Here is a 26,000-nt window from a genome sequence, read left to right on the forward strand (position 1 = left end):
TCGAGCAAGAGTAAGTGGCGGTCGTTTCGCCGACGTTTCGGGTGTCCGGCATCGCTAGCCTGGGGTGATGACCGATTACGCGGACCGTTTCCCCTCGTCGCGCAATGGCGACACCCACCGCCCCTTTCAGGCGGCGTCCTCCCGCTACGATGCGGGGGCCTTCCGCCAGGTCGGCTCGAGCGGCCTGTATCTGCCGGCGATCTCGCTGGGACTCTGGTGGAACTTCGGGGACAACATCCCCTTCGACAACCAGCGTACTCTGCTCCGGCACGCCTTCGACCGGGGCGTCACCCACTTCGACCTCGCGAACAACTACGGCCCGCCGTTCGGCTCGGCCGAGACGAACTTCGGCCGCATGATGCGCGAGGACTTCGCACCGTACCGCGACGAGCTGATCATCTCCTCCAAGGCCGGCTACGACATGTGGCCCGGCCCCTACGGCAACTACGGTTCGCGGAAGTACCTCATCGCCAGCGCCGAGCAGTCGCTGACGCGCATGAGCGTCGACTACGTCGACATCTTCTACTCGCACCGCGCCGACCCCGTGACGCCGATCGAGGAGACCATCGGCGCCCTCGACACCCTGGTCCGCCAGGGCAAGGCCCTCTACGTCGGCATCTCCTCCTACAGTGCGGAGCGCACCGAAGAGGCCGTCGCCGTGGCCAAGAGCCTCGGCACGCCGCTCATCATCCACCAGCCCTCGTACTCGATCCTCAACCGCTGGGTCGAGGACGGCCTGACGGACTCGCTCAAGACGGCCGGCATGGGTGCCATCGCGTTCACCCCGCTCGCGCAGGGCCTGCTCACCGACAAGTACCTCGGCGACGGCCGCGCCGAACGCGCCCAGAGCCGCTTCTCGCTGCCCGACGGTCAGCTGAACCAGAAGGCGCTCGACACGTTGCGGTCGCTCAACGACATCGCTCAGCAGCGCGGCCAGACCCTCGCGCAGATGGCCATCCAGTGGGTCCTGCGCGATGAGGTGGTGACCTCTGCGCTCATCGGCGCCTCGCGCCCCGAGCAGCTCGATCAGAACCTCGCCGCCGTCGACGGTGCGCCGTTCGACGACGACGAGCTCGCCCGCATCGACGAACTGTCGGGCGCGATCGACGTCGACCTGTGGGCCGATTCGGCCAACGCGTGAGTCTGTCCCTCGATACGTCCCGGCGCGTGCACGTGCGCGCGCCGGGCAAGCTCAACCTCTTCTTCGAGGTGGGCCCCGTCGGCGACGACGGCTATCACGACGTCGCCTCCGTCTACCAGGCGGTCTCGCTGTTCGAGGATGTCTGGGCGTCGCATGCCGACGTCACGAGTCTCTCCGTGAGCGGCGACGTCGACGTATCGGGCGTCCCGCTCGACGAGTCGAACCTCGCGCTCCGCGCGGCGCGCCTCGTGACGGACGCCGTCGGGTGGGAGGGCGGCATCCGTCTCGAGATCCACAAGGGCGTGCCGGTCGCCGGCGGCATGGGAGGCGGGTCGGCCGATGCTGCCGCTGCTCTCGTCGCGGTGAACGAGCTCGTCGACGGGGGGCTCAGCTCGACCGAACTGCACGCGCTGGGCGCTCAGCTCGGCGCGGACGTCCCGTTCGCCCTGCTCGGCGGCACCGCGGTCGGGACGGGGCGCGGCGACGAGCTCGCCCCCGCCCTGGGGCGCGGGTTCTTCGCGTGGGTGCTGGTGGCCGACGGCGGCGGACTTTCGACGCCCGAGGTCTACGGGACGCTCGATCGCCTCCGCTCCGAGGCCGACATCGCCCCCGACCGTGCCCTGCCGTCGGTCGACCCCGCGGTCCTCCGAGCGCTGCGCTCAGGGGATGCCGCGGCGCTGGGAACCGCGATCCGCAACGATCTGCAGCTCGCCGCCGTCCACCTGCGACCCGACCTCGCCGTCCTCCTGGACGAGGGGCTCGACGCCGGTGCGCTGGGCGGGCTGGTGTCGGGTTCCGGGCCGACCACGGCCTTCCTCGCCGCGGACTCGGAGCACGCGAAGCGGATCGCCGAGCAACTCGCGGCGCGAGGCCACGAGGTCCACGCGGTGACGGGTCCCGTCGCCGGCGCGCGCGTGGTCTGACCTCGCCCGTGTCGGCACGTCCCCCTAGCCTGGGGGGATGAGCTCTCTCGATGACCAGTTCCACTCGGCCGCTCTCGACGACGACCTGACCGCCACCTTGGACGCGCGCGGCCTCCGCGCAGCGCGCGTCGGTGACGACGATCAGGAGGGCACCCATCGCTGGCAGGATGCCGTGGCCCGCGGCTTCCTGGGCGGGGAGCCCACCGAGGCCCAGTACACCGAGTCCTTCGCCCGCAACGGTTACCGCCGCAAGATCGGCGTGTACGACGCCGCCGGCGTGCAGACCGACGTCCCCGTCGCGACCTTCGCGTCGTGGGGGACCGAGCTCACCCTGCCCGGCGGGTCGGCCGTTCCGATGTGCGCCGTCAGCGCGGTGACCGTCGCGCCTACGCACCGGCGTCGCGGCATCCTGAGCACCCTCATGCGCGGCGAACTGCGCACCGCGGTCTCGCTCGGGTTCCCGATCGCGGGCCTCACCGTCAGCGAGTCCGGAATCTACGGCCGTTTCGGCTTCGCCCCCGCGGTCACCGCCACGTCGTGGGAGATCTCCCCGCGCCGCACCGGATGGATCGGCCCGGTCGCCCCGGGGCGCATCGACTACATCACGCGCGAGCAGGGTCGGGATGCCGCGACCGACCTGTACGAGCGGATCCGTCTGTCCACCCCGGGCGAGATCACCATGCCCGGCGGGCACTGGGACCGCACGTTCGGGACGCGCGCCGACGCCGAGAAGGCCGACAAGTTGCGCGTCGTCCAGTACCGCTCGCCGGCGGGCGAGGTCGAAGGCGTCGCCGTCTACAGCATCACCGAGGACGACGATGACTGGGCTGCCTCGACCGCCACGGTGTCGCGAGTGGTGGCAGGGACGGATGCCGCCTACGCCGGCCTGTGGCGCTTCCTGCTGACCCTCGACCTGGTCGGCACCGTCCGGGCCAGCGAACTTTCGGTCGACGAGCCGCTCTGGTGGATGATCGACAACAAGCGCGCCGCGCGGATCACGAGCCGGGACCACCACTATCTCCGCGTGCTCGACGTCCCGGCGACGCTGGCCGCCCGCAGCTACGACGTCGAGGACGTCATCGCCCTGGAGGTGACCGATGCGCTCGGCATCGCCGACGGCACCTTCGTCCTGACGGCCGGCGAGACGCCCGGCGTCGACGTCGTCGATGACCCGCCCCTCGGGGTCCCGCTCGTGCGTCTCGGTGTCGAAGAGCTCTCGGCGATGCTCCTCGGCGCCGTGTCCCCGGTGACTCTCGCTCGCGCGGGACGGGTCGAGACCGACGACCCGCATCGCGTCGCACGGGTCTTTGCGGCGACGACGCCGCCGCGGCTGAGCTTCTGGTACTGACCGTGGTCGGGACCAGCGGGGCGGCGTACGCCGAGCGGTCAGGCGGCGCCGCGTAGCCTGGAGGCGATGGCACATCTTCTCGGGGCCGAGGCCCTGCACCTGGAATACCCGACCAAAGTGGTCTTCGACGGCGTCTCACTCGGCGTCGACGAGGGCGACCGCATCGGAATCGTCGGCCGCAATGGCGACGGCAAGTCGAGCCTCATGGCGATGCTCGCCGGTCGCCGCGACCCCGACTCCGGACGCGTCACCGTGCGCGGCGGCGTGACGATCGGCGTCCTCGAGCAGAGCGACGTCCTTCCCGACGACCTCACGGTGGGACGCGCCGTCGTCGGCGACGGCCCCGAGCACGAGTGGGCGCGGGACGCGCGCGTGCGCGACGTCATCGCGGGTCTCCTGTCGGACCTCGACTGGGATGCCGCCATCGGCACGCTCTCGGGTGGCCAGCGCCGTCGGGTGGCGCTCGCCCAGCTGCTCACGGGGGACTGGGACGTCCTCGCCCTCGACGAGCCCACAAACCACCTCGACGTCGAGGGGATCGCCTGGCTCGCCGAGCACCTGAAGCGCCGCTGGTCGCCGTCATCGGGTGCCCTGATGGTGGTGACCCACGACCGGTGGTTCCTCGACGAGGTGTGCACCAAGACGTGGGAGGTCCACGACCGCATCGTCGAGCCCTTCGACGGCGGCTACGCGGCGTATATACTCCAGCGGGTCGAGCGCGACCGCCAGGCCGCCACGATCGAGGCGCGGCGGCAGAACCTCGCCCGCAAGGAGCTCGCATGGCTGCGGCGAGGTGCCCCCGCGCGGTCGACCAAGCCGAAGTTCCGGATCGACGCGGCGAACGAGCTCATCGCCGACGTCCCCGAGATCCGTGACCGGGTCTCGCTGCAGTCCCTCGCCGTGGCGCGTCTGGGCAAGGACGTCGTCGACATCCTCGATGCGGGTGTCGCCTACGACGGCCGTGAGATCCTCAGGGACGTCGAGTGGCGCATCGCGCCGGGGGAGCGCACCGGCATCCTCGGTGTCAACGGCGCCGGCAAGTCGACGCTCCTCGGCCTCGTCTCACGCACCGTCCTTCCGACCAGCGGACGGGTCAAGCACGGCAAGACCGTGAAGGTCGCGACCCTCACGCAGCGGATGGACGAGCTCGACCCGCACCTGAACGAGCCGGTGCGCGTCGTCGTCTCGCGCCTGCGGACGACCTACACGTTTGGTGCCGGCTCGAAGGCGCAGGAGCTCACCCCCGGGCAGCTCCTCGAGCGGATGGGGTTCGCCTCGGCGCAGCTCTCCACCCCCGTGAAGGACCTCTCCGGCGGTCAGAAGCGACGCCTGCAGCTGCTGCTCATCCTCCTCGACCAGCCGAACGTCCTGATCCTCGACGAGCCGACGAACGACCTCGACACCGACATGCTCGCCGCCATCGAGGACCTCCTCGACTCCTGGGCGGGCACCCTCATCGTCGTGTCCCACGACCGCTACTTCATGGAGCGCGTCACCGATCAGCAGTATGCCGTCATGGGCGGCGGTCTCCGCCACCTCCCCGGCGGGATCGAGGAGTACCTGCGCCTGCGCGCGAGCCAGCCGCAGGCGACGGGTGCGGCGACTCCCGGCGGTCAGAAGGCGGATGCCGCGGCACCGACGGCATCCGCTCTGTCGGGCGCTGATCGTCGCACGGCGGAGAAGGAGGTCACGAGCCTCGAGCGTCGCATCAAGAAGCTGTCGGACCAGATCGCGAAGGCCCGGGCGGCCCTCGCCGACCACGACCAGGGCGATTACGTCGGTCTCGGCGAGAAGATGCACCACATCGCGGCCATGGAGACCGAGGTCGCCGAGGCGGAGGACCGCTGGTTCGAGCTCAGCGAAGAGCTGGGCTGATCAGACGCGGTCGGCCTCGCGCAGCGCGAGGCCGGTGGTGAACTCGCGCTGTTCGCCGCTGAGCGGATCGACGAACCGCAGTTCACGGGCCAGGAGCTGCAGCGGGCGCTCGGGATCGTCCGGCGCCTCGTCCAGCAGGTCCGGGTAGAACCGGTCGCCCAGGATGCCGAGCCCGATCCCGGCGAGGTGGGAGCGCAGCTGATGCATGCGTCCCGTGCGCGGGCGCAGCCGGAGGTGAGCCGCCGTCTCGCCGATGCGGATCGCCTCCACGAGCGTCTCGGCGTTCGGTTCGCGGTCCTCGTGGACGATCGCGCGGAGGCTTCCGCGTGTGCTCGTGAGGTGCGAGCGGACGACGAGGGGGAGCGGCGGCATCCCGCTGCCCGGGATCGTCGTCACCGCTTCGTAGACCTTCTCGACGGCGCGGTCGGCGAAGAGCGTCTGGTACGCGCCGCGGGTCGCGGGGCGGACCGAGAACATGACGAGACCGGCGGTTGCGCGGTCGAGTCGGTGGATGGGCGTCAGGTCGGGGTTGTCGAACCGTTGCCGTAGTCGCACGAGGGCGGAGTTCATGAGGAACCCGCCGCCCGGGGTCGTCGGGAGGAAATGCGGCTTGTCCACGACCAGCAGGTCGTCATCGAGGTGACGGACCGTGACGTCGTAAGGGATGGCGGGCTCGTCGGGCGGCTCGCGGTAGTACCAGACGAAGTCCTCGGCTCCCAGCGGCGTCTCCCGCGAGAGCCGCGTGCCGTCGAACGCGACCACATCACCGCGATCGAACCGGCCGAGGAGGACCTCCGGGTCGATGTGCGAGAACCGTCCCGTCACGTACTCCGCGATCGTGGCCCATGGTCCCGTCCGGGGTACTCGGAGCCGGGTGGGACCCACCCCGTCGCGGACGGGGAGCGGAGCGCGCATCGCCATCGCGGACTCAGGCGTCGAAGCCGAGGCTGAGTTTGCGCAGGAGCCCTGCGAGGCGTTCGCGGTCGGCACGCGAGAGCTGGCCCAGCAGCTCCGCTTCGGCATCGACGAGTCGTGTGATCGCGGCATCCACCCGGTTGCGTCCCTCTTCGGTGAGGGTGACGAGCACGCCGCGGCCGTCACCGGGATCGGCGGCGCGGACGACGAGGCCGCGCTCCACGAGCCGGTCGATGCGGTTCGTCATCGTGCCGCTCGAGACGAGGGTCTGCTGGAGCAGCTGCTTCGGGCTCAGCCGGTACGGCTCGCCGGCGCGGCGCAGCGCGGAGAGCACATCCCACTCCCACGGCTCCAGGTCGCTGCGGTGGAACGCCTCGCGGCGGGCACGGTCGAGATGGCGCGACAGCCGGTCCACGCGCGAGAGGACCTCGAGGGGGGAGAAGTCGAGATCGGGTCGCTGCGCGACCCACGCGCTCACGATCCGGTCGACCTCGTCATGTTCGGGGACCATCTCCTCATCATCGCAGAGCGCCTGCTACTGTGACCGGTAACAGGCGGGCGATGACGTGACCGCCGAGATCGAAGAGGATCACCTCGATGCCTGCATCGCGCGCCCGGCGGACGACCGCCGCCACCGCCACGACCGCCCTCCTCCTCGGCATGCTGAGCGCCGGTGTGATCACCGCACCGGTCGCCTCGGCCGCCGAGGGACCCGTCGACGCGGGCATCGTCGTCCCGAAGGTCGACGGCCTGCCTGCCGACTTCATCAACGGCGTCGACGTCTCGTCCGTGCTCTCCCTCGAGGCCTCGGGCGTCGTGTTCCGGGACGACGAGGGCGAGCCGGCCGACCTGTTCGACGTCCTCGCCGACCACGACGTCACCGACGTCCGCGTCCGGGTGTGGAACGACCCGTTCGACGCGGACGGCAACGGGTACGGCGGTGGCGACGTCGACGTCGATCGTGCCGTCGAGATTGGTCGCCGCGCCACCGAGGCGGGGCTGCGGGTCCTCGTCGATTTCCACTATTCGGACTTCTGGGCGGACCCCGCGAAGCAGCAGGCTCCGAAGGCATGGCGGGACCTCGGCGTCGACGAGAAGGCCGCACAGACGAGGGACTACACCGCCGACGCCCTCGAGGAGTTCGCCGACGCCGGCGTCGATGTGCACATGGTGCAGGTGGGCAACGAGACCAACAACGCCGTCGCGGGGGTCACCGGGTGGCCGGGGATGGCGAAGATCTTCTCGGCCGGGTCGGCCGCCGTCCGCGACGTGTATCCCGACGCCCTCGTCGCCGTGCACTTCACGAACCCCGAGACGGCGGGCAGGTACGCCGGGTACGCCGCCAACCTGAAGACGTACGGCGTCGACTACGACGTCTTCGCCTCGTCGTACTACCCGTTCTGGCACGGCAGCACGGCGAATCTGACCTCGGTCCTCCGGCAGGTGGCCGACACCTACGGCAAGAAGGTCATGGTCGCCGAGACGTCGTGGGCGCACACGCTCGACGACGCCGACGGCCACGGCAACGTCATCGACCTCCCCTCCGAGGCGACGCAGTACCCCGTCTCGGTGCAGGGTCAGGCGACCGCGGTGCGGAACGTCATCCAGGCAGTGGTGGACGTCGGTGACGCCGGCATCGGCGTCTTCTACTGGGAGCCGGCCTGGCTCCCCGTCGGTCCGCCCGACCGCCTCGCGCAGAACAAGGTCCTGTGGGAGCGGGACGGGTCGGGGTGGGCGTCGAGCTTCGCGGGGGAGTACGAACCCGAGGACGCCGGGCGCTGGTACGGCGGATCCGCCTGGGACAACCAGGCGCTCTTCGCGCCCGACGGCACCCCGCTCGAATCCCTCAACGTGTTCTCCTACGCGCGGACCGGCGCCGTCGCCCCGCGCGAGGTCGTGGACGTCGAGGACCCGACCGTCTCGTTCACCGACGGGGACGACATCGTCCTCCCCGCCACGGTCGCCGTCACCTTCAACGACGGATCCGTCGACGACGAGACGGTCGAATGGTCGCGGGATGCCGAGTGGATCGGCGGGCCCGGCACGTACACGCTCGGCGGCACGACGTCGTCCGGCCATGCGACGACGGTGACCGTGGTCATCCGTCCCGTGAACGGACTGCGGAACCCGGGGTTCGAGGACGCGGACGTGTCGATGTGGCGCGTCACCGGTGAGGGACTGGCCCTGCGGGCCACCGACGATCCCCGCACGGGGGAGCGATCGGCGCACTTCTACTCCGGATCGGCCTACACCTACACGCTCCGTCAGACCGTGTCGGGGCTCCCCGCCGGTCGCTATTCCGCATCGGGGGCGCTGCAGGGCGACGGTGAGGGCAGCGGCGGGAACGTCCGACTGACCGTCTCGTCCGGGGATGCGGCGGCCTCAGCCGACTTCGGGCTCGACGGCTGGCGTGCCTGGTCGACTCCCGTGACGGACGCCGTCACGGTCGCCGAGGGCGGCAGCGCGACCGTCGAGGTGGCGGCATCCCTCCCTGCCGGCGCCTGGGGCACGCTCGACGACCTCGTGCTCACCAGAGCGGCCGACGCGGTGGACACCGCGGGCCTGCGAGCGCTCGTGGACCGCGCGGACGACGTCGAACGCTCGGCCGCCACCACGGGATCGATCGAGACGCTCGACGAGGCCGTTCGGATCGCGCGTCTCGTCCTGTCGTCCTCCGCGCCGAGCGCTGATCGCGTCACCGCCGCCGAGGCCGCGCTGACGGCCGCCTTCGACGGCCTCGTGCTCGTTGGTGAGGCACCGGCACCGGTCGTGCTGCCGGTCGCCGTGACGGTCGGCGAAGGCGAGCCGGTGAGACTGCCCGCCTCCGTGACCGTCCGCGCGTGGGACGGGGCGGTCCGCACCGCACCCGCGACCTGGTCGGACGCGGTCTCGTGGATCACCGGCCCCGGCGAGTATCAGGTGAGAGGCCGCGCCGCCGGCACGGACGTGACCGCGGCCGTCACCGTGACGGTGGCCGCCTGGGTGCGCGACGGGGGCTTCGAGTCCTCGGACGCGTCGCCGTGGACCGTGACCGGCACCGGCGCCACGATCGGCGCGACGACGGATGCCTCAGCCGGCGCGCGTGCGGTGTCGTTCTGGTCCGGGTCCGCGTACCGCTTCGCCGTGACGCAGCGCATCGCGGGTGTCACGCCCGGCACGTATGCCGTCTCTGCGACCGCGCAGGGAGACGGTGAGCAGGGAGACGGTGAAGGGAACGGCGCGCTCACGGTGACCGCGACGACCGGCGGTCGCACCGTCGATGCTCCTGTCCCGCTGGAGGGCTGGCAGCAGTTCCGCACCGGCACGACTCCGGCCGTCACGGTCGGGGCCGACGGGATCCTCACCGTCGGCGTCGCCGCCGACCTGCCCGCCGAGGCGTGGGGCACCGTCGATCAGATCCGGGTCGTCCGCACCGGCGAGCGCGTCTCGACCGGCGAGCTCGCCGCCGGGATCGGAGACCTCGAGGCTCTCGACACCGCCCCGTACGCCGCGTGGTCGTCGGCGCGGATCCCGGCGGCCGTCGAGAAGGCCCGCATCGTCGTGGCCGCCGCCTGGCCCACCGCGGCCGAGGTGGATCGTGCCCGGGCTCTCCTCGTCGACGTCCGCGCCGGCCTTGTCCGGACGGACGCCGACACCGCGACGGCGCGACCCGGGACGGCGACCCTGTCGAACGACAACGGGTACGATACGGGGCTCAAGGACGGCGACTACACGCTCACCATGAACCTGTGGTGGGGCGAGAACGCCTCGTCGGTGCGGTTCTACGAGAACGGCCGGCTCCTGGACACCGTGCCCCTTGCGTACCGGGGCACGTGGGCGCAGACCGCCCGAGTCCCGGTCACGGGCCGCGCGGACGGCACCTACCGCTACACCGCGGTGCTGGCGAACACCCGCGGTGAGACCCGCACCGCCGAGATGACGGTCGTGGTGGATGCCGCGGCCCCCGGCATCCCCGTCCTCAGCCACGACAACCACGACGGCGACGGCACCTTCACGGTCACCGCCAACCTGTGGTGGGGCACGAACGCGACCTCCTACCGGGTCTTCGAGGACGGCCGCGTCGTCGCGGAGGGCGACCTCGCGGCGCGCACGCCGAAGGCGCAGCAGGCGACCTATGCGGCATCCGGCGTCAGCCGCGGATCGCACGCGTACAGGGTGGAGTTCCGCAACGCCGCCGGAACGAGCACGAGCACGCCGCTCACGGTGACGGTGCGTCGCTGACGCGCCCGGAGGGACGGCGGCCGCATGGCAGACTTGTCAGGCGGCCGCCGGACCCCCGGTCGGCTGCGGTCCGCCGTGGTGTAATGGCAGCACGACAGCCTTTGGAGCTGTGAGGTCTAGGTTCGAATCCTGGCGGCGGAGCATGACCGACAACCTCGATCCGCGCCTCGCCGTCGTCATCCTCGCCGCCGGCCAGGGCACGCGGATGAAGTCCTCCCTCCCCAAGGTGCTGCACCGCATCGGGGGGCGCCCGCTCGTCGGCCACGTGCTCGACACCGCCCGCGACCTCGCTCCCGCGCACGTCGTCGTCGTCGTCCGCCACGAGCGCGACCTGGTCGCCGACGCCGTGCTCGGCGTCGCGCCCGAGGTGGTCGTCGTCGACCAGGACGAGATCCCCGGCACCGGCCGCGCGGTCGAGGTCGCGCTCGACGCGCTCGGCGGCTTCGACGGCGACGTCCTCGTCCTGAGCGGCGACTGCCCGCTCGCCGACGTCGAGACCCTGGGCGCGTTCGTCGCCGAACACCGCGCCGTCCGCGCGGGGGCGACGCTCATGACCGCCGTCGTCGACGACCCGACCGGGTACGGCCGCATCATCCGCGAGAGCGACGGCAGCGTCGCCCGCATCGTCGAGCAGAAGGATGCCTCGCCCGACGAGGCCGCCGTCGCCGAGGTCAATGCGGGCATGTACGTCTTCGCCGCTGCGGCGCTCCGCCAGCACCTGCCCCACGTCGGCACCGACAATGCGCAGCAGGAGAAGTACCTCACCGACATCGTCGCGCTCCTGCGTCGCGCGGACGGGCGGGTCGCGGCATCCGTCGCGAAGGACGTCACCGTCACGTACGGCGTCAACGATCGCGTGCAGCTGTCCGAGGTGGGACGCCTCCTCAACGCCCGCACGGTCCGCCGGTGGCAGCTCGAAGGGGTCACGGTCCTCGACCCGGCGACCACCTGGATCGATGTGACCGCGACCCTCGCGCCCGACGTCACCGTCCTGCCGAACACCCACATCCTCCGCTCCACGAGCGTGTCGGAGGGTGCGACGATCGGGCCCGACACGAGCCTCGTGGACTGCGAGATCGGCGCGCGAGCAACCGTGACCCGCACCGACGCGACGCTCGCGGTCATCGGCGCGGGAGCCACCGTGGGTCCCTTCGCCTACGTCCGCCCGGGCACCGAGCTCGGCGAACGCGGCAAGATCGGCACCTTCGTCGAGACGAAGAACTCCACGATCGGCGAGGGCAGCAAGGTCCCGCATCTGTCGTACGTCGGCGACACGACGATCGGCCGCAACGTGAACCTGGGCGCCGGGGCGATCACCGCGAACTACGACGACATCTCGAAGCACCGCACCGAGATCGCCGACGAAGTCCACGCCGGCTCGCACAACGTGTTCGTCGCGCCCGTTAGGATCGGTGAGGGCGCGAAGACGGGTGCAGGAGCCGTGATCCGCAAGGATGTCCCGGCCGGCGCCCTCGCCCTCAGCATCGCCCCCCAGCGGAACATCGCCGGGTGGGTCGAGAACAATCGACCGGGAACGGGAGCGGCAGAAGCCGCGGCTCGTGTCCGGTCCGCACAGGAAGCTGGCGATGGGTCGCAAGAAGCAGCACACGGTTGACCTCGACACCGAGCGCGGAATCGCGCCGGGACTGGTGGCCAAGACCAAGAAGCGTCTCGTCGTCGCGTCGGGACGCTCGCACGAGGAGCTGTCGACCGAGGTCGCCGCAGCCCTCGGCACCCAGCTGGTGCCCACGGAGCACCGCACCTTCGCCTCCGGCGAGATCCTGACCCGTTTCGAGGTCTCGATCCGCGGGTGCGATTTCTTCCTCATCCAGAGCTTCGGTCCGCCGGTCAACGAGTGGCTCATGGAGACGCTCATCATGCTGGATGCCGCCAAGCGGGCATCCGCGAAGCGCATCACCGTCGTCGCGCCGTACTTCCCGTACTCCCGGCAGGACAAGAAGGGCCGCGGGCGCGAGCCGATCAGCGCGCGCCTGGTGGCGGATCTGTTCAAGACCGCGGGCGCTGACCGGGTCATGAGCGTCGACCTGCACGCCGCGCAGATCCAGGGCTTCTTCGACGGTCCCGTCGACCATCTGTTCGCCAAGCCCGTCCTCCTCGAGTACTTCGAGAACACCCTCTCTACCGAGGACCGCGCGAAGCTCACCGTCGTGTCGCCCGACACCGGACGCGTCCGCGTCGCCGACACCTGGTCCGACAGCCTGGGCGCGCCCCTCGCCATCATCCACAAGCGTCGCGACCCCAACGTCGCGAACCAGATCACGGTCAACGAGATCGTCGGTCAGGTCGAGGGCCGCGTGTGCCTGCTCGTCGACGACATGATCGACACCGGCGGCACCATCGTGAAGGCGGCGCAGGCCCTCAAGGCCAACGGCGCGGAGCGTGTCATCGTGGCCGCGACGCACGCGATCTTCAGCGACCCCGCCGTGGAGCGCCTGCAGGACCCCTCCATCGATGAGGTCGTCGTCACCGACACGGTCCCGCTGCCCGCCGAGAAGCGGTTCCCCGCTCTCACGATCCTTCCGATCGCGCCGCTGCTGGCCCGCGCGATCCGCGAGGTGTTCGAGGACGGCTCCGTCACCAGCATGTTCGACGGCGCAGCCTGAATCTTCCTCATCCGTCGGCCGTCCGGTAGCGTCTCGTTCACCGGGCGGCCTTCGTTGTCAGCCGATGCATAGGCTTCTGCAAGCATCGCCATGTCCGGGATCGATTTCCTGGAGTCATCGCCCTTCGCTCCAGACCGGGCGGGCACGACCCAAGGAGGACCACTCATGATCCGCACCACAGCCGTACCCCGACCGCTCCGCGTCGGTGCAGCCGCCGCATCCGTCGCAGGCCTCGCTCTGCTCGCCGGATGCGCGGGCCAGACCACGTCCACCGCCGACTCCGGCACCGCCTCTCAGAATCCCGCCGCCTCGGCCGACGCCGGCAGCGGTTCGTCGACAGGGTCCACCAGCTTCAAGGACGGCACCTACACGGCTGACGGCACCTATCAGACCCCCGAGACCATCGAGAAGATCTCGGTCACCCTGACGGTCGCGTCCGACGTGGTGACCGACGTCGAGGTCACGGGTGAGCCGCAGGCTCAGGAATCCAAGAGGTACCAGGGAGAGTTCATCGGTGGCATCAAGGATGTCGCCGTCGGCAAGAAGCTCGCCGACCTCACGGTCGACAAGGTCGGCGGCTCGTCGCTCACCAGCGGCGGGTTCAACGCGGCGGTCAAGGAGATCCGGACCGAAGCCGCGTCATGACCCCGACCGCGCCCCTCGCCCATTCCTGGGCGTTCGAGGCGATCGGGACGCTCTGGCGCATCGACGCCGCTTCCCCTCTCGACGATGGCGTCCGTGATGAGATCACGGACGCCATCGGCGCGTTCGACCGCGAGTGGTCGCGCTTCCGTGCCGACTCGCTCGTGACGCGGTTGTCGCAGACGGGAGGAGGGGTACCGGCGCCCGCTGACGCGGCCGCCATGCTCGACGCCTACGACGCCCTCGACGCCGCCACCTCGGGTGCGGTGAACCCCCTCGTGGGGGAGAGCCTCGCCCGCCGCGGATACGACGCGACCTACTCGCTCGTCGACCGTGGAGCCGTGGCGGCTCCGCCCGACTGGCGACGATCGGTGACGTGGTCGGACGGCACCCTGCGCCTCGCCGAACCCGCCCTGCTCGACGTCGGCGCGCTCGGCAAGGGCCGGCTCGCCGACCTCGTCCTGACGCGGGTGCCCGCGGGCGCTGCGGTCGTCGATGCGGGCGGCGACATCGCGATCCGAGGCACGACCCAGCGGATCGCCCTCGAGCACCCGTACGACGCCTCCGTGGCGATCGGGGTCTGGTCGGTGACGGATGCCGCCCTCTGCGCATCCGCCGTCAACAGGCGCGCGTGGGGCGAGGGTCTCCATCACGTCCTCGACGCGCGCACCGGTCAGCCGGTGCGGCAATACGCGGCCACCTGGGCCGTGGCGCGCGATGCGATGACGGCGGATGCCGTCGCCACCGCGCTGTTCTTCGACGGCGGCCCCCAGCTGGCCGCCGGATGGGGAGTCGGGTGGGTGCGGATGCGCACCGACGGCTCCGTCGAGTGGTCCCCCCAATGCGAAGCGGAGTTGTTCTCGTGATCTCGTCTCTCAGTGCCACCTGGAATCGTCTCCTCGGCGTCCTCGGCCGGCTGTCGATGTACCGCCTGGTCCTCCTCGCGCTGTCCGCGCTGGCCGTCATCGCGCTGGTGCTCTCGTTCACCGGCGCCGTGTCGGTCGACCCCCTCGCGCTCATCGTGTCGGTCGCCGTCCTCGCGGTGTCGATCGCGGCCGTCGACGCGATCGCCCAGCGGATCGTCCGTCGGCCGTGGCGCATCGAGTCGGCCCTCATCACGGCACTCATCCTGGTGTTCGTCCTGCGGCCCTCGCTCGAGCCGCTGGCGTTGCTCGGCCTCGTGATCGCCGGCGCGATCGCGTCGCTGTCGAAGTACGTCATCGCCTGGCAGGGACGTCACATCCTCAACCCGGCCGCCGCCGGAGCGACCGCACTCACCATCGTCAGCATCTGGGCCCCCGACCTCGGTGCATCGGCCTGGTGGGTCGGGAGCCCCGCGCTTGTCGTACCGGTGCTGTTGCTGGGACTGGCGGTCCTGGTCCGCACCGAGAAGGTCCGCGTCGTGGGACTGTTCCTCGTGATCGCGATCGCGGTGGGGCTTGTCCGCACGATCGTGCAGGCGCAGGCCGCAGGCTTCGCCCTCGACCCGGGGATGACGTTCACGAGCCTCGTGCTGTCCTCGCCCTTCCTCTTCCTCGGCGCGTTCATGCTGTCCGAGCCCCTCACGCTGCCGCCGCGACGCTGGCAGCAGTTCACCGTCGCCGCGGTGGTCGGTGTGCTGGCGGGATGGCCGATCTCGCTGGGTGCCATCACGCTCGGTCAGGAGCGTGCGCTCCTCATCGGCAACCTGGTCGCCTTCGTCTTCGCGATGCGCACCGCTGTCCGGCTGACGATCGTGGAGCGGACGGCGGTGACGCCGAGCGTCCGCGAGTACAGCTTCCGAACCGAGCGTCCCGTTCGCTTCGCGCCGGGTCAGTACCTCGAGCTCGAAGTCCCGCACGCGCGTGCGGATTCCCGTGGCACGCGGCGGGAGTTCAGCATCCTCTCTTCACCTGCCGAACTGCCGCTCGTCAAGATCGCGATGCGCGAGGGATCCCAGTCGAGCTATAAGAAGGCGATCGCCACGGTGGAGCCCGGCGACGAGCTCGCGATCACGGGCATCTGGGGGGACTTCGTGCTTCCGCGCCGTACCGACGCGCCCGTCCTCATGGTCGCCGCCGGCATCGGCGTGACGCCGTTCGTGTCGCAGCTGCGGCACATCAGGCTCACGCAGGAGAGTCGTGACGTCGTGTTCGTCTACGTGGCGTCTGCGAGCGAGGAGCTCGCGTTCCGCGAGGACCTCGAGGCGGCCGGCATCCCGGTCATCGTGATCACCCGCGACGAGCCCGCTCACCTGCCCGTCGGGTGGACGTGGGGCGGCGGGGCACGACTCGACGCCGAGAGCCTCCTGCGCCTCGTGCCCGACATCGCCGGGCGTCATGCGTACGTGTCGGGTCCGCCCGCCCTCATCGCGACGCTGACCCCCGCACTCGAGCGGGCGAAGTCGATCACGACCGACGCGTTCAGCGGGTACTGAGCCCGCGGCGCGTGCGTGAGGTCCCACTCCGGCCGGGAAAGCCGTCTCGATTCCCGGCCGGAGTGGGACCTCACGTGTTGCTACCCCCCTGAGGGGCGGGGGCTACGCTGCCGACGAGTCGGCGGGGGAGTCGGGCCGGGCGGGGAGACGCACCTCGAAGGTCGTCGAACCGGGTTCGGATGCCACGACGATCCGCCCGCCGTGGCCGGTGACGATCGCCCGGGCGATCGAGAGACCGAGGCCCGTCCCGCCGGTCTGGCGGGCGCGCGATGAGTCCGCGCGGCTGAAGCGCTCGAACAGGTCGTCGACGATCGAGGGGTCGATACCGGGACCGTCGTCGTGGATGCGCAGGACCGCCTCGCCGTCGCGGGTCTCCACCGTCGTCGTCACGCGGGTGCCCGCAGGGGTGTGCACGCGGGCGTTGGCCAGGAGGTTCGCGGCGACCTGGTGCAGGCGCCCCGTGTCACCGGCGACGATGACCGGTTCGTCCGCGACGTCCAGGACCCACTCGTGGTCGGTGCCCGCGACGCGGGCGTCCGAGACGGCCTCGACGGCGAGGCGGGTGAGATCGACGGCGCTGTAGACGAGCTCCGTGCCCTCGTCGAGGCGGGCGAGCAGCAGGAGGTCTTCGACGAGCGCCGTCATCCGGAGCGACTGCGCCTGGATTCGCTCGAGCGATTCACGGGTCGTTTCGGCGACGATGCCCGGAGCCGCCGTCCCAGACGACTCAGCCTGACGGATGCCGCGCAGCGACAGCTCGGAGTATCCCCGGATCGAGGCGAGCGGTGTCCGGAGCTCGTGGCTCGCGTCCGCGACGAACGCCCGCATGCGCTCCTCGTTGCGCTGGCGTGCGGCGAGGGAGGTCTCGACGTGGTCGAGCAGCGTGTTGAGGGCGTGACCGACCTGGCCGACCTCGGTGTGGGTGTCGGTGTCCTCGCCGGGGACGCGCTCGGAGATACGCACCGTCCCCTCGGAGAGGGGCATCGCCGCCACGCGGGAGGCGGTCGCGGCGACCGAACGGAGGGGGGCGAGGGCGCGACGGATGAGAAGCGCGATGATCGCGGCGAGGACGAGCAGCCCGCCGGTCGTGAGCAGCGCCACGGTCGTGACGATCCGTGCGCTCACGCTCGTGACTTCGGAGGTCGGCAGCCCGGTGGTCATGCTCGAATACGGTGCCGATTGGACGTGCAGGCGGTAGTCGCCGAGTCCCTCGACGTTCGCGTCCGCCCAGCCGGCTTCGTCGAGCGGGGTGCTGGCGATACGGCCGATGTTGAGGGTGCGGACGTCGCCCTCGTCGTCGATGTACGCCGCGCTCGGCCCGGCGATGTTGTTGACGATGAGCAGGGTGCCGCGCTCCGGCCGGCTGCGGCTGAGGATGGCCTCGGCGCGGCTGTTCAGGTCGATGACGAGCGAGTCCTGCGCGCGCGTCACCTTCGCGTCGAGGTTCTCGCGCAGGACGGATTCGAGGACCGTCCCGGTGCCGAGGCCGACGGTGATGAGGATGACCGAGACGAACGAGACGACGGCGGTGATGAGCCGTGCCTGCAGACTCCACCGGTGCCGACGGCGGCGGGGGCTGCTGCTCACTGGCTCGCTTTGATCATGTAGCCGACGCCGCGGACGGTGTGGATCAGAGGCTCCTTGCCCGCGTCGATCTTCTTGCGGAGGTAGGAGATGTACAGCTCGACGACGCTCGAGCGACCGCCGAAGTCGTAGTTCCAGACCCGGTCGAGGATCTGCGCCTTCGACAGGACGCGGCGCTGGTTGCGCATCAGGTAGCGCAGCAGCTCGAACTCGGTGGCGGTGAGCTCGATCTCGTCGTCGCCGCGGAACACCTCGTGCGAGTCCTCGTTGAGGGTCAGGTCGCCGACGCGGAGGATCGGGTCGGCCGTGCCGGCGGATGCCCCGGCCCGCCGCATGAGGCCGCGCAGCCGCGCCACGACCTCTTCCAGGCTGAACGGCTTGGTGACGTAATCGTCACCGCCCGCCGTGAGGCCGGCGACGCGGTCGCTGACCGAGTCCTTCGCCGTCAGGAACAGGACGGGCACGTCGTCGCCGGCCTGGCGCAGGCGCTGCAGCACCGACATCCCGTCGAGGTCGGGCATCATGATGTCGAGCACCATCGCGTCGGGCGCGAACTCGCGCGCGGCGTTCAGCGCGTCGAACCCCGACCCGGCGGTGCGGACCTCCCACCCCTCCATGCGCAAGGCCATCGAGAGCAGATCAGTGAGCATCTGCTCGTCGTCGACGACGAGGACGCGCAGAGGGGAGCCGTCGGGGCGCTGGAGCAGGGGGGCAGTCATCGTCATGATTCCATTCTCATGACATATCTATGAGCGGGCTATGCCTTCGCTTCGGTCACGCTCGGGATTCCTCGTACCGACGCGGGTTCGGCGGCGAGAGGAGGAAAGCGAGCAGCAGCATGAGGCACATTCCGATGACCGACCCGAGGGTGTTCGCGATGATGTCGCGCACGTCCGCCACGCGCGCATCGAGCAGGAGAGCCTGGAGCGTCTCGATCGTCGCGCTCGCGAGCGCGCCGATGAGGGGAGCGGCCCACCAGCCGCGCACGCCGAACCACAGCACCGCGATCACCCCGAGCGGGACGAACATGGCCACGTTGGCACCGAACTCGACGCGGTCGAACGTGATCCACGCGGTCGACGGCCGCTCGGCGAACCACGCCAGGAGCCGGTTGAGACCCGAGGCGATGTCGGAGCCGTACGGGGCCGCGCGCAGCGTCATCCACGCGACCATCCAGGCGTAGAGACCCGTGAGGATCGCGAGGACGACGCGCGCGGCGACGCGGTGGACCCGCAGCGCCGTATCGCTGCGGCTCAGTGGGTGTCCTCGGCCTCGACCTCGGTCCGGTCAGCCGACCACAGGGTGTGGAAGGTGCCGTCCTTGTCGATGCGCTTGTAGGTGTGCGCGCCGAAGAAGTCGCGCTGACCCTGGATGAGGGCGGCCGGCAGGCGGTCGGCGCGCAGGCCGTCGTAGTACGCCAGCGACGAGCTGAAGGCGGGAGCCGGGATGCCGGCGGCCGCCGACACGCGCACGATCTCGCGCCAGGCATCCTGGGTGCGGCCGAGCGCCTCGACGAAGTAGGGCGCCGTCAGCAGGACGGGGAGATCGGCCTGCTCGTCGTACGCGTCGGCGATGCGGTTGAGGAACTGGGCGCGGATGATGCAGCCGCCACGCCAGATCTTGCTGACCGCTCCGAGGTCGATGTTCCAGCCGTACTGGGCGGCACCGGCGCGGATCTCGTCGAAGCCCTGGCTGTACGCGACGATCTTCGAGGCGTAGAGGGCGAGCCGGACCTGCTCGATGAAGGCGTCCGCGTCGGGGACGGTGAAGTCCTCGGAGGAGGGGCCGGGGAGCTCGCCGGCGACGTCGCGCTGCTCGCGGTGGCTCGACAGCGACCGGGCGAAGGTGGCCTCGGCGATGCCGGAGACGGGGACGCCGAGGTCGAGGGCGGTCTGCACCGTCCACGCGCCGGTGCCCTTGGCGCCGGCCTGGTCGACGATGACGTCGACGAGGGGCTTGCCGGTGGTGGCATCCGTCTGGCGGAGAACCTCGGCGGTGATCTCGATCAGGTAGGACTCGAGCTCGCCGCGGTTCCACTCCTCGAAGACGTCGGCGATCTCGGCGGGCGTCTTGCCGGTGCCGCGGCGGATGAGGTCGTACGCCTCGGCGATGAGCTGCATGTCGGCGTACTCGATGCCGTTGTGCACCATCTTCACGAAGTGGCCGGCGCCGTCGTGGCCGATGTGGGTGACGCAGGGCTCGCCCTCGGCGACCGCGGCGATCGACTTCAGGATCGGGCCGAGCGTGACCCACGCCTCGTCGGGACCGCCGGGCATGAGGGACGGGCCGTTCAGCGCGCCCTCCTCGCCGCCCGAGACACCCATGCCGACGAAGTTGTAGCCCGCCTCGGAGACCGCCTTCTCGCGACGGATGGTGTCGGTGAACAGGCTGTTGCCGCCGTCGATGATGATGTCGCCAGGCTCGAACACACGCATGAGCTCGTCGATGACGGCATCGGTCGGCTTTCCGGCCTTGACCATGATGATCGCGGTGCGCGGCTTCTGCAGCGACGCGGCGAACTCCTCGTAGGTGAAGGCGGGGACGAACTCGGCCTCGGGGTGGGCCTCGATCAGCTCGTCGGTCTTCGAGCGCGAACGGTTGAAGACGGCGACCGTGTTGCCCTCGCGCGACGCGAGGTTGCGGGCGAGGTTGGAGCCCATGACCGCGAGACCGACGACGCCGATGTTGGCTTCACCGGAGTCGCTGCCCGTGGCGGACGCCTCGGGGTGCGTGGGACGGTCGACCTCTTCGGGCTGCGGAGCCCCTTCGTGCTGCCGGGTGGCTTCGTGAGGAGCCTGCTCCTGGTCGTTGGAGTGTCCGGTGGAAGAGGGGGACGACGACATGCGTAGCTCCAGGTCTGCGTGAGGTGTGAGCGGATCAGGGGTTGATGCCGGAACCGGCGAAGCCCCTCCCGGTCACTGTATCCGCTGGCCCGGAGGGGGAGTCTCGTGTGACGGGGTCAGTCCTTGTAGCTGCGGCCGAGGGAGAAGAAGGCGCCGACGACGCAGACGGCGGTCACGGTGCTCAGAGCTCCGACGAACCAGAGCAGTGCGTGCGACATCCATCCGTAGTCCATGGGTTCCTCCGTGTTCCGGGCGTGGGGGACTGACGTTCCATCGTATCCACCGCGCTGGTAGACTCGGTTCGAACTTCGGCGAGGGATGCACGGCATCCGTGATCGACGCGGTGAAGCAGGCTTCGCGGCTTTCCTCACGCGCACGCGTTCGAGTCGAACCACAGACCATGTCTGGGCCGCATCGGCCCCGACGACAGACGAGGCCGTACCGGCCCCGATCGACTGGGCCGAGAAGGCCCGCAAGGAGAACACTCATGGTGACCGAGACCGACACCAAGGTCGTCGCTGAGCTGCGCGAGCAGTTCGGCAAGGGCTTCGCCCGTCGTCTGCGCGCTGCAGGCAAGATCCCCGCCGTCATCTACGGCCACGGCACGGACCCCGTCCACGTCGCGCTGCCCGGCCACCAGGTCGCGCTGCTCATCCGCCGCGCCAACGCGCTGCTCGAGCTCGAGATCGACGGCAAGCAGCAGCTCACGCTGGTCAAGGACGTTCAGAAGGACCCCGTGCACCAGATCATCGAGCACATCGACCTCCTCGTCGTGAAGAAGGGCGAGAAGATCGAGGTCGACATCCCCGTCTCGGTGACCGGCGAGCCGTTCCCCGGCACCATCGCGAACCTCGAGAACACCACGGTGACGCTCGAGGTCGAGGCCACCCACATCCCGCAGAACGTCGAGGTCTCGGTCGAGGGCCTCGAGGACGGTGCGCACGTCACCGCCGCCGACCTGACGCTGCCCCGTGGTGCGGTTCTGGTGACCGACCCCGAGACGCTCATCGTCGGTGTCGCCCTGCCGCCGGCTCCGGTCGAGGACGAGGCGGAGGAGTCCGAGGAGGGTGCCGAGGCATCGTCCGACGAGGCTCCCGCCGAGGAATCCGCCGAGTAAGACATCACCGTTCGAAGCCCGTCGCCGCATCCGCTGCGACGGGCTTCGTCGTCGGAAGGACTCTCCATGGCCGACACCTGGCTGATCGTGGGACTCGGCAACCCGGGACTCCGCTACGAGGCGACCCGTCACAACGTCGGGCAGATGGTGATCGACGAGCTCGCGCGGCGACGCTCCGAGTCCCTGCGGTCGCACAAGGCGAACGCGCGGGTGGCCGAGACATGGCTGCGTCCGGGGGCGGCGAAGCTCGTGCTGGCCAAACCGAACTCGTTCATGAACGTCTCGGGCGGTCCGGTGTCGGCGCTCGCGGCGTTCTACTCCGTGCCCCCGGAGCGCGTCGTCGTCGTCCACGACGAGCTCGACATCCCGTTCGACTCGCTCAAGCTCAAGGTCGGCGGCGGGCACGGCGGCCACAACGGCGTCCGGGACGTCGCGAAGGCCCTCGGCACCCCCGACTTCCCGCGCGTCCGCGTCGGCATCGGTCGCCCGCCCGGACGTCAGGATCCGGCGGACTGGGTGCTCGACCCGTTCGGTGCCGTCGAGCGGCCCAACCTCCCCATCGCCATCGGGGATGCGGCGGATGCCGTCGAGCAACTCGTCGACGAAGGCCTGCTCGCCGCGCAGCAGCGGCACCACGCACCGCGCGCCTAAGTCGCCTCGACCGCGGCGGATCCGATGTCCGATGCGCCGCGTAGACTTCCCCGGTGACAATTCCCGGGATCGTGCGCGCCCTCGAACAGGCTGACAGCTTCCGGGAGGCCCTCGACGGCGCCGACTCGGATGTCGACTTCTCGGCGGTGACGGGCCTCGATGCCCCGCTCCTGGCCGCGCTGCTCGAACGCCGCGTGGCGTCGGGTCGGCCTCCCGTGCTGCTCCTCGTGGCACCCACCGGGCGCCGCGCCGAGAGCATCGGCGCCGCCGTGCAGTGCCTCCTCCCCGACGCCGCCGTCCGGCACCTGCCCGCATGGGAGACGCTGCCGCACGAGCGGTTGAGCCCCAGCGCCGAGACGGTCGGCCGGCGCCTCAGCGTCCTCCGAGAGGCGGCGGACTGGGACGGCCGCACGCCCCTCGTGGTCACGGCATCCGTCCGCGGGGCGCTGCAACCGATCGCGGCGGGACTGACGGATGCCGGTGTCGTCCGGCTCGAGCTCGGCTCGCGCGGCCTCGAGCTCGACGACATCGTCCACCGCCTCGTCGACCTCGCCTACCACCGGGTCGACATGGTCTCGCGCCGCGGCGAGTTCGCCGTGCGCGGCGGCATCCTCGACGTCTTCCCCCCTGTCGCCGATCACCCGTACCGCGTCGACTTCTTCGGCGACGAGATCGACCAGATCCGTGCGTTCTCGGTCGCCGACCAGCGCTCGCTGCCGGGTGACGTGCGCGACGTGACCCTGCTCCCGAGTCGCGAACTCCTCCTCACCGACGCCGTGCGCGAGCGGGCTGCGGGCCTTCGGGATCGGATGCCGGGGCTCGGCACCATGCTCGAGAAGATGAGCGAGGGCATCCCCGTCGAGGGCATGGAATCGCTCCTCCCCGCCGTCGCCGACGCCGTCCTGCCGCTCGTGGACTACCTCCCCGAGGGTGCCGCCGTCGCGGTCGTCGACCCCGAGCGTGCCGTGACCCGCGCGATGACCCTCTCCGAGACGAACCGCGAGTTCCTCGAGGCCGCCTGGAGCGCCGCGACGGCGGGAGCCGACAGCCCCGTCGACCTCGGAGCGGGGGACTTCCTGACCTTGCCCGAGCTGCGCGAGGCGGCATCGGCCCGCGGCGGCGTCTGGTGGAGCCTCAGCACCTTCGACTCCGGTGCGGCGGATGCGGCCGAGGAAGGCCTCGTCGAACGTGCGGATGCCGCGGTCCGGATCCCCGCGACCGCCGTCCCGTCGTTCCAGGGCAACGTCGAGGGGGCGAGCGAGCACATCGGCAACCTCCTCGGTGCCGGCTGGCGCGTCGTCGTCGCCGCCTCGGGTGCGGGGCTCGTCGACCGTTCGCGCGACGTCCTGTCCGAGCGCGGTCTCGCGGCGCGGACCGCCGAGGCGATCACCGAGGTCCCCGACGCGGGGATCGCCGTGTCGACCGTCGCGACGCTCGAGGCCGGGTTCCTCTTCGCCGACGCGAAGCTGGCCGTGTTCACCGAGAGCGACTTCTACGGTCGGACGATCGGCGGCGACAACCGCGTCGTGAAGAAGCTCGCCTCGCGTCGGCGCAACGTCGTCGACCCGCTCCAGCTGACACCGGGCGACCACGTCGTCCACTCCACCCACGGCATCGGCCGGTTCGTCGAACTCGTCCAGCGCGAGGTGTCGTCGGGCGGGCGGAACGCCGTGAAGAGCAAGCGCGAGTACCTAGTCCTCGAGTACGCGCCCTCCAAGCGCGGGCACCCCGGCGACAAGCTGTACGTCCCCACCGATCAGCTCGACCTGCTCTCGCGGTACGTCGGCGGCGAGGCGCCGCAGCTCTCGAAGATGGGCGGGTCGGACTGGGCTGCGGCCAAGGGCAAGGCCCGCAAGGCCGTCCGCGACATCGCCGTCGAGCTCGTCAAGCTCTACTCGGCGCGGATGTCGTCGAAGGGCTACGCGTTCGGTCCCGACACGCCCTGGCAGCGCGAGCTCGAGGAGGCCTTCCCGTTCGCCGAGACGCCGGATCAGCTCCAGACGATCGACGAGATCAAGGCCGACATGGAGAAGCCGATCCCGATGGACCGCCTGCTCTCGGGCGACGTCGGCTTCGGCAAGACCGAGGTCGCCGTCCGCGCCGCCTTCAAGGCGATCCAGGAGGGCAAGCAGGTCGCGATGCTGGTGCCGACGACACTCCTCGCCAAGCAGCACCTCGAGACGTTCTCCGAGCGCTTCGCCGGATTCCCCGTCAAGGTTCGTCCGCTCTCGCGGTTCCAGACGGCGAAGGAGGCCAAGGACACCCTCGCCGGGCTCGCCGACGGCACGATCGACATGGTCATCGGGACGCACCGCATCCTCACCGAGAAGGTCGCCTTCAAAGACCTCGGCCTCATGATCATCGACGAGGAGCAGCGCTTCGGCGTCGAGCACAAGGACTCCCTCAAGAAGCTCAAGACCAACGTCGACATCCTCGCGATGAGCGCGACCCCGATCCCGCGCACGCTCGAGATGGCGGTCACCGGCATCCGCGAGATGTCGACGCTGGCGACGCCGCCGGAGGAGCGGCATCCGATCCTCACCTACGTGGGGCCCCGCAGCGACAAGCAGATCGCCGCAGCGATCCGACGCGAGCTGCTGCGCGAGGGACAGGTGTTCTTCGTGCACAACCGGGTCTCCTCGATCCAGCGGGTGGCCGCGCAGCTGGCGGAGCTCGTGCCCGAGGCGCGCATCGCCGTCGCCCACGGTCAGATGGGTGAGCACGCGCTCGAGCAGGTCGTCGACGACTTCTGGGAGCGCCGGGCGGACGTGCTCGTGTCGACCACGATCATCGAGACCGGTCTCGACATCGCCAACGCGAACACGATGATCATCGACCGCGCCGACAAGTACGGCCTCTCCCAGCTGCACCAGCTGCGCGGCCGCGTCGGTCGTGCCCGCGAGCGTGCCTACGCGTACTTCCTGTACGACGAGAACAAGCCGCTCAGCGAGACCGCCGCCGACCGACTGGAGACGATCGCCGTCAACAACGACCTCGGCTCCGGCATGCAGGTGGCGCTCAAAGACCTCGAGATCCGCGGCGCGGGAAACCTGCTCGGGGCGGAACAGGCCGGCCACATCGCCGGCGTCGGATTCGACCTCTACCTCCGCATGATCGGAGAGGCGGTCGCGACATTCCGCGGCGAGGACACCGAGGGCCCCACCGAGCTGCGCCTCGAGCTGCCCGTTCAGGCGCGCATCCCCGAGTCGTACATCGACAGCGAGCGGCTGCGTCTGGAGGCCTACCAGAAGCTGTCCGCGGCGGCATCCGTCACGGCTACGGCCGACGCGATCGACCTCGTCCTCGAGGAGCTCCGCGACCGCTACGGTACGCCGCCCGCAGAGGTCGACGGCCTGATCGCGATCGCACGACTGCGTCGCCGTGCCGCGCAGTCGGGGCTGTCCGACGTCGTGGCGATGGGACCGAACCTCCGGATCGCGCCGGCGCACCTCGCGGACTCGATCCGTGTGCGCCTGCAGCGCCTGCACCCGAAGTCGAAGGTCGTCTCGGGCGGCGAGGCCATGGTCGTCCCGCTGCCGACCGCCGGGGGAGAGGCTCTGGCCGATGCCGACCTCGTCGCCTGGACGAGCACGCTGCTCGACCAGATCTTCCCGCTGCCGGCCGACGACGCCACGGCCTAAAACGAGACGCCCCGCCCGACGACGTGTCGGAGCGGGGCGTTCGTCGATCGCAGGGGGGG

General features: G+C 70.6%; 19 protein-coding genes and 1 tRNA gene. 14 read left to right on the forward strand and 6 right to left on the reverse strand.

Features of this window, described 5'->3' with window-relative positions:
• Window positions 1-67 precede the first annotated feature (67 nt).
• From mgrA to Q9S78_RS09565, 4 genes are all read left to right on the forward strand, one after another.
• Entirely contained in the window at window positions 68-1,141 is a 1,074-nt protein-coding gene (mgrA, locus tag Q9S78_RS09550; RefSeq protein WP_311870094.1) for an L-glyceraldehyde 3-phosphate reductase, read from the forward strand.
• The gene (locus Q9S78_RS09555; RefSeq protein ID WP_018188375.1) at window positions 1,138-2,064 is read left to right on the forward strand and encodes a 4-(cytidine 5'-diphospho)-2-C-methyl-D-erythritol kinase; all 927 of its coding nucleotides are present in this window, start codon (window positions 1,138-1,140) and stop codon (window positions 2,062-2,064) included. Before mgrA ends, Q9S78_RS09555 begins: the two co-directional genes overlap by 4 nt.
• Before the next feature lie 37 nt (window positions 2,065-2,101).
• Window positions 2,102-3,412, forward strand: coding sequence for a GNAT family N-acetyltransferase (locus Q9S78_RS09560; RefSeq protein WP_311870095.1), 1,311 nt, complete (start codon window positions 2,102-2,104; stop codon window positions 3,410-3,412).
• A gap of 66 nt (window positions 3,413-3,478) precedes the next feature.
• Window positions 3,479-5,287 (forward strand): ABC-F family ATP-binding cassette domain-containing protein, encoded by a 1,809-nt coding sequence (locus Q9S78_RS09565; protein ID WP_311870096.1) that lies wholly within the window; start codon window positions 3,479-3,481, stop codon window positions 5,285-5,287.
• Here the strand turns inward: Q9S78_RS09565 and Q9S78_RS09570 are convergent, their stop codons facing one another.
• Complete coding sequence (locus tag Q9S78_RS09570) at window positions 5,288-6,208, reverse strand: pseudouridine synthase (RefSeq protein WP_311870097.1); 921 nt, start codon at window positions 6,206-6,208, stop codon at window positions 5,288-5,290.
• A 7-nt stretch (window positions 6,209-6,215) separates the two neighbouring features.
• Window positions 6,216-6,713: a MarR family winged helix-turn-helix transcriptional regulator gene (locus tag Q9S78_RS09575; protein ID WP_311857118.1), complete on the reverse strand. Its 498-nt coding sequence runs from the start codon at window positions 6,711-6,713 to the stop codon at window positions 6,216-6,218.
• 86 nt (window positions 6,714-6,799) lie between these two features.
• Between Q9S78_RS09575 and Q9S78_RS09580 the strand changes: the two genes are divergently transcribed.
• The 7 genes from Q9S78_RS09580 (at window position 6,800) to Q9S78_RS09610 (ending at window position 16,105) form a co-directional block, all read left to right on the forward strand.
• Window positions 6,800-10,423, forward strand: coding sequence for a glycosyl hydrolase 53 family protein (locus Q9S78_RS09580; RefSeq protein WP_311870098.1), 3,624 nt, complete (start codon window positions 6,800-6,802; stop codon window positions 10,421-10,423).
• Between the two features lie 69 nt (window positions 10,424-10,492).
• A tRNA-Gln gene (locus Q9S78_RS09585) sits at window positions 10,493-10,564 on the forward strand.
• A 1-nt stretch (window position 10,565) separates the two neighbouring features.
• Window positions 10,566-12,038 (forward strand): bifunctional UDP-N-acetylglucosamine diphosphorylase/glucosamine-1-phosphate N-acetyltransferase GlmU, encoded by a 1,473-nt coding sequence (gene glmU, locus Q9S78_RS09590; protein ID WP_311870099.1) that lies wholly within the window; start codon window positions 10,566-10,568, stop codon window positions 12,036-12,038.
• A complete protein-coding gene (locus Q9S78_RS09595; protein WP_020097039.1) occupies window positions 12,010-13,047 on the forward strand; it encodes a ribose-phosphate diphosphokinase in 1,038 nt (345 codons plus the stop codon). The genes glmU and Q9S78_RS09595 overlap by 29 nt, the downstream gene beginning before the upstream one ends.
• A 165-nt stretch (window positions 13,048-13,212) precedes the next feature.
• Window positions 13,213-13,692, forward strand: coding sequence for an FMN-binding protein (locus tag Q9S78_RS09600; RefSeq protein WP_018188365.1), 480 nt, complete (start codon window positions 13,213-13,215; stop codon window positions 13,690-13,692).
• Window positions 13,689-14,555, forward strand: coding sequence for an FAD:protein FMN transferase (locus tag Q9S78_RS09605; RefSeq protein WP_311870100.1), 867 nt, complete (start codon window positions 13,689-13,691; stop codon window positions 14,553-14,555). Before Q9S78_RS09600 ends, Q9S78_RS09605 begins: the two co-directional genes overlap by 4 nt.
• On the forward strand, window positions 14,552-16,105 hold the full coding sequence (locus tag Q9S78_RS09610) for an FAD-dependent oxidoreductase (protein WP_311857110.1): 1,554 nt from the start codon (window positions 14,552-14,554) through the stop codon (window positions 16,103-16,105). The genes Q9S78_RS09605 and Q9S78_RS09610 overlap by 4 nt, the downstream gene beginning before the upstream one ends.
• Before the next feature lie 102 nt (window positions 16,106-16,207).
• Here the strand turns inward: Q9S78_RS09610 and Q9S78_RS09615 are convergent, their stop codons facing one another.
• The 4 genes from Q9S78_RS09615 to gnd form a co-directional block, all read right to left on the reverse strand.
• Window positions 16,208-17,692: a sensor histidine kinase gene (locus tag Q9S78_RS09615; protein WP_311870101.1), complete on the reverse strand. Its 1,485-nt coding sequence runs from the start codon at window positions 17,690-17,692 to the stop codon at window positions 16,208-16,210.
• Complete coding sequence (locus Q9S78_RS09620; protein ID WP_311857108.1) at window positions 17,689-18,414, reverse strand: response regulator transcription factor; 726 nt, start codon at window positions 18,412-18,414, stop codon at window positions 17,689-17,691. The genes Q9S78_RS09615 and Q9S78_RS09620 overlap by 4 nt, the downstream gene beginning before the upstream one ends.
• A 49-nt stretch (window positions 18,415-18,463) precedes the next feature.
• The gene (locus Q9S78_RS09625; RefSeq protein WP_081626473.1) at window positions 18,464-18,862 is read right to left on the reverse strand and encodes a VanZ family protein; all 399 of its coding nucleotides are present in this window, start codon (window positions 18,860-18,862) and stop codon (window positions 18,464-18,466) included.
• An 80-nt stretch (window positions 18,863-18,942) separates the two neighbouring features.
• The gene (gene gnd / locus Q9S78_RS09630) at window positions 18,943-20,532 is read right to left on the reverse strand and encodes an NADP-dependent phosphogluconate dehydrogenase (RefSeq protein WP_311870102.1); all 1,590 of its coding nucleotides are present in this window, start codon (window positions 20,530-20,532) and stop codon (window positions 18,943-18,945) included.
• A 487-nt stretch (window positions 20,533-21,019) separates the two neighbouring features.
• On the opposite strand from gnd, the gene Q9S78_RS09635 reads away from it, so the two are divergent.
• The 3 genes from Q9S78_RS09635 to mfd all read left to right on the forward strand — a co-directional run bounded on the left by Q9S78_RS09635 (window position 21,020) and on the right by mfd (window position 25,941).
• Complete coding sequence (locus Q9S78_RS09635; RefSeq protein ID WP_020097047.1) at window positions 21,020-21,649, forward strand: 50S ribosomal protein L25/general stress protein Ctc; 630 nt, start codon at window positions 21,020-21,022, stop codon at window positions 21,647-21,649.
• Window positions 21,650-21,715: 66 nt separating this feature from the next.
• The gene (gene pth, locus Q9S78_RS09640) at window positions 21,716-22,300 is read left to right on the forward strand and encodes an aminoacyl-tRNA hydrolase (protein WP_311870103.1); all 585 of its coding nucleotides are present in this window, start codon (window positions 21,716-21,718) and stop codon (window positions 22,298-22,300) included.
• A gap of 53 nt (window positions 22,301-22,353) precedes the next feature.
• Window positions 22,354-25,941 carry a transcription-repair coupling factor gene (gene mfd / locus Q9S78_RS09645; protein ID WP_311857104.1) on the forward strand — a complete coding sequence of 1,196 codons (3,588 nt, stop codon included), beginning with the start codon at window positions 22,354-22,356 and terminating at the stop codon, window positions 25,939-25,941.
• Window positions 25,942-26,000: the final 59 nt, after the last annotated feature.

It is taken from the genome of Microbacterium aquilitoris (genome assembly GCF_031932285.1).
Classification (GTDB): domain Bacteria; phylum Actinomycetota; class Actinomycetes; order Actinomycetales; family Microbacteriaceae; genus Microbacterium; species Microbacterium aquilitoris.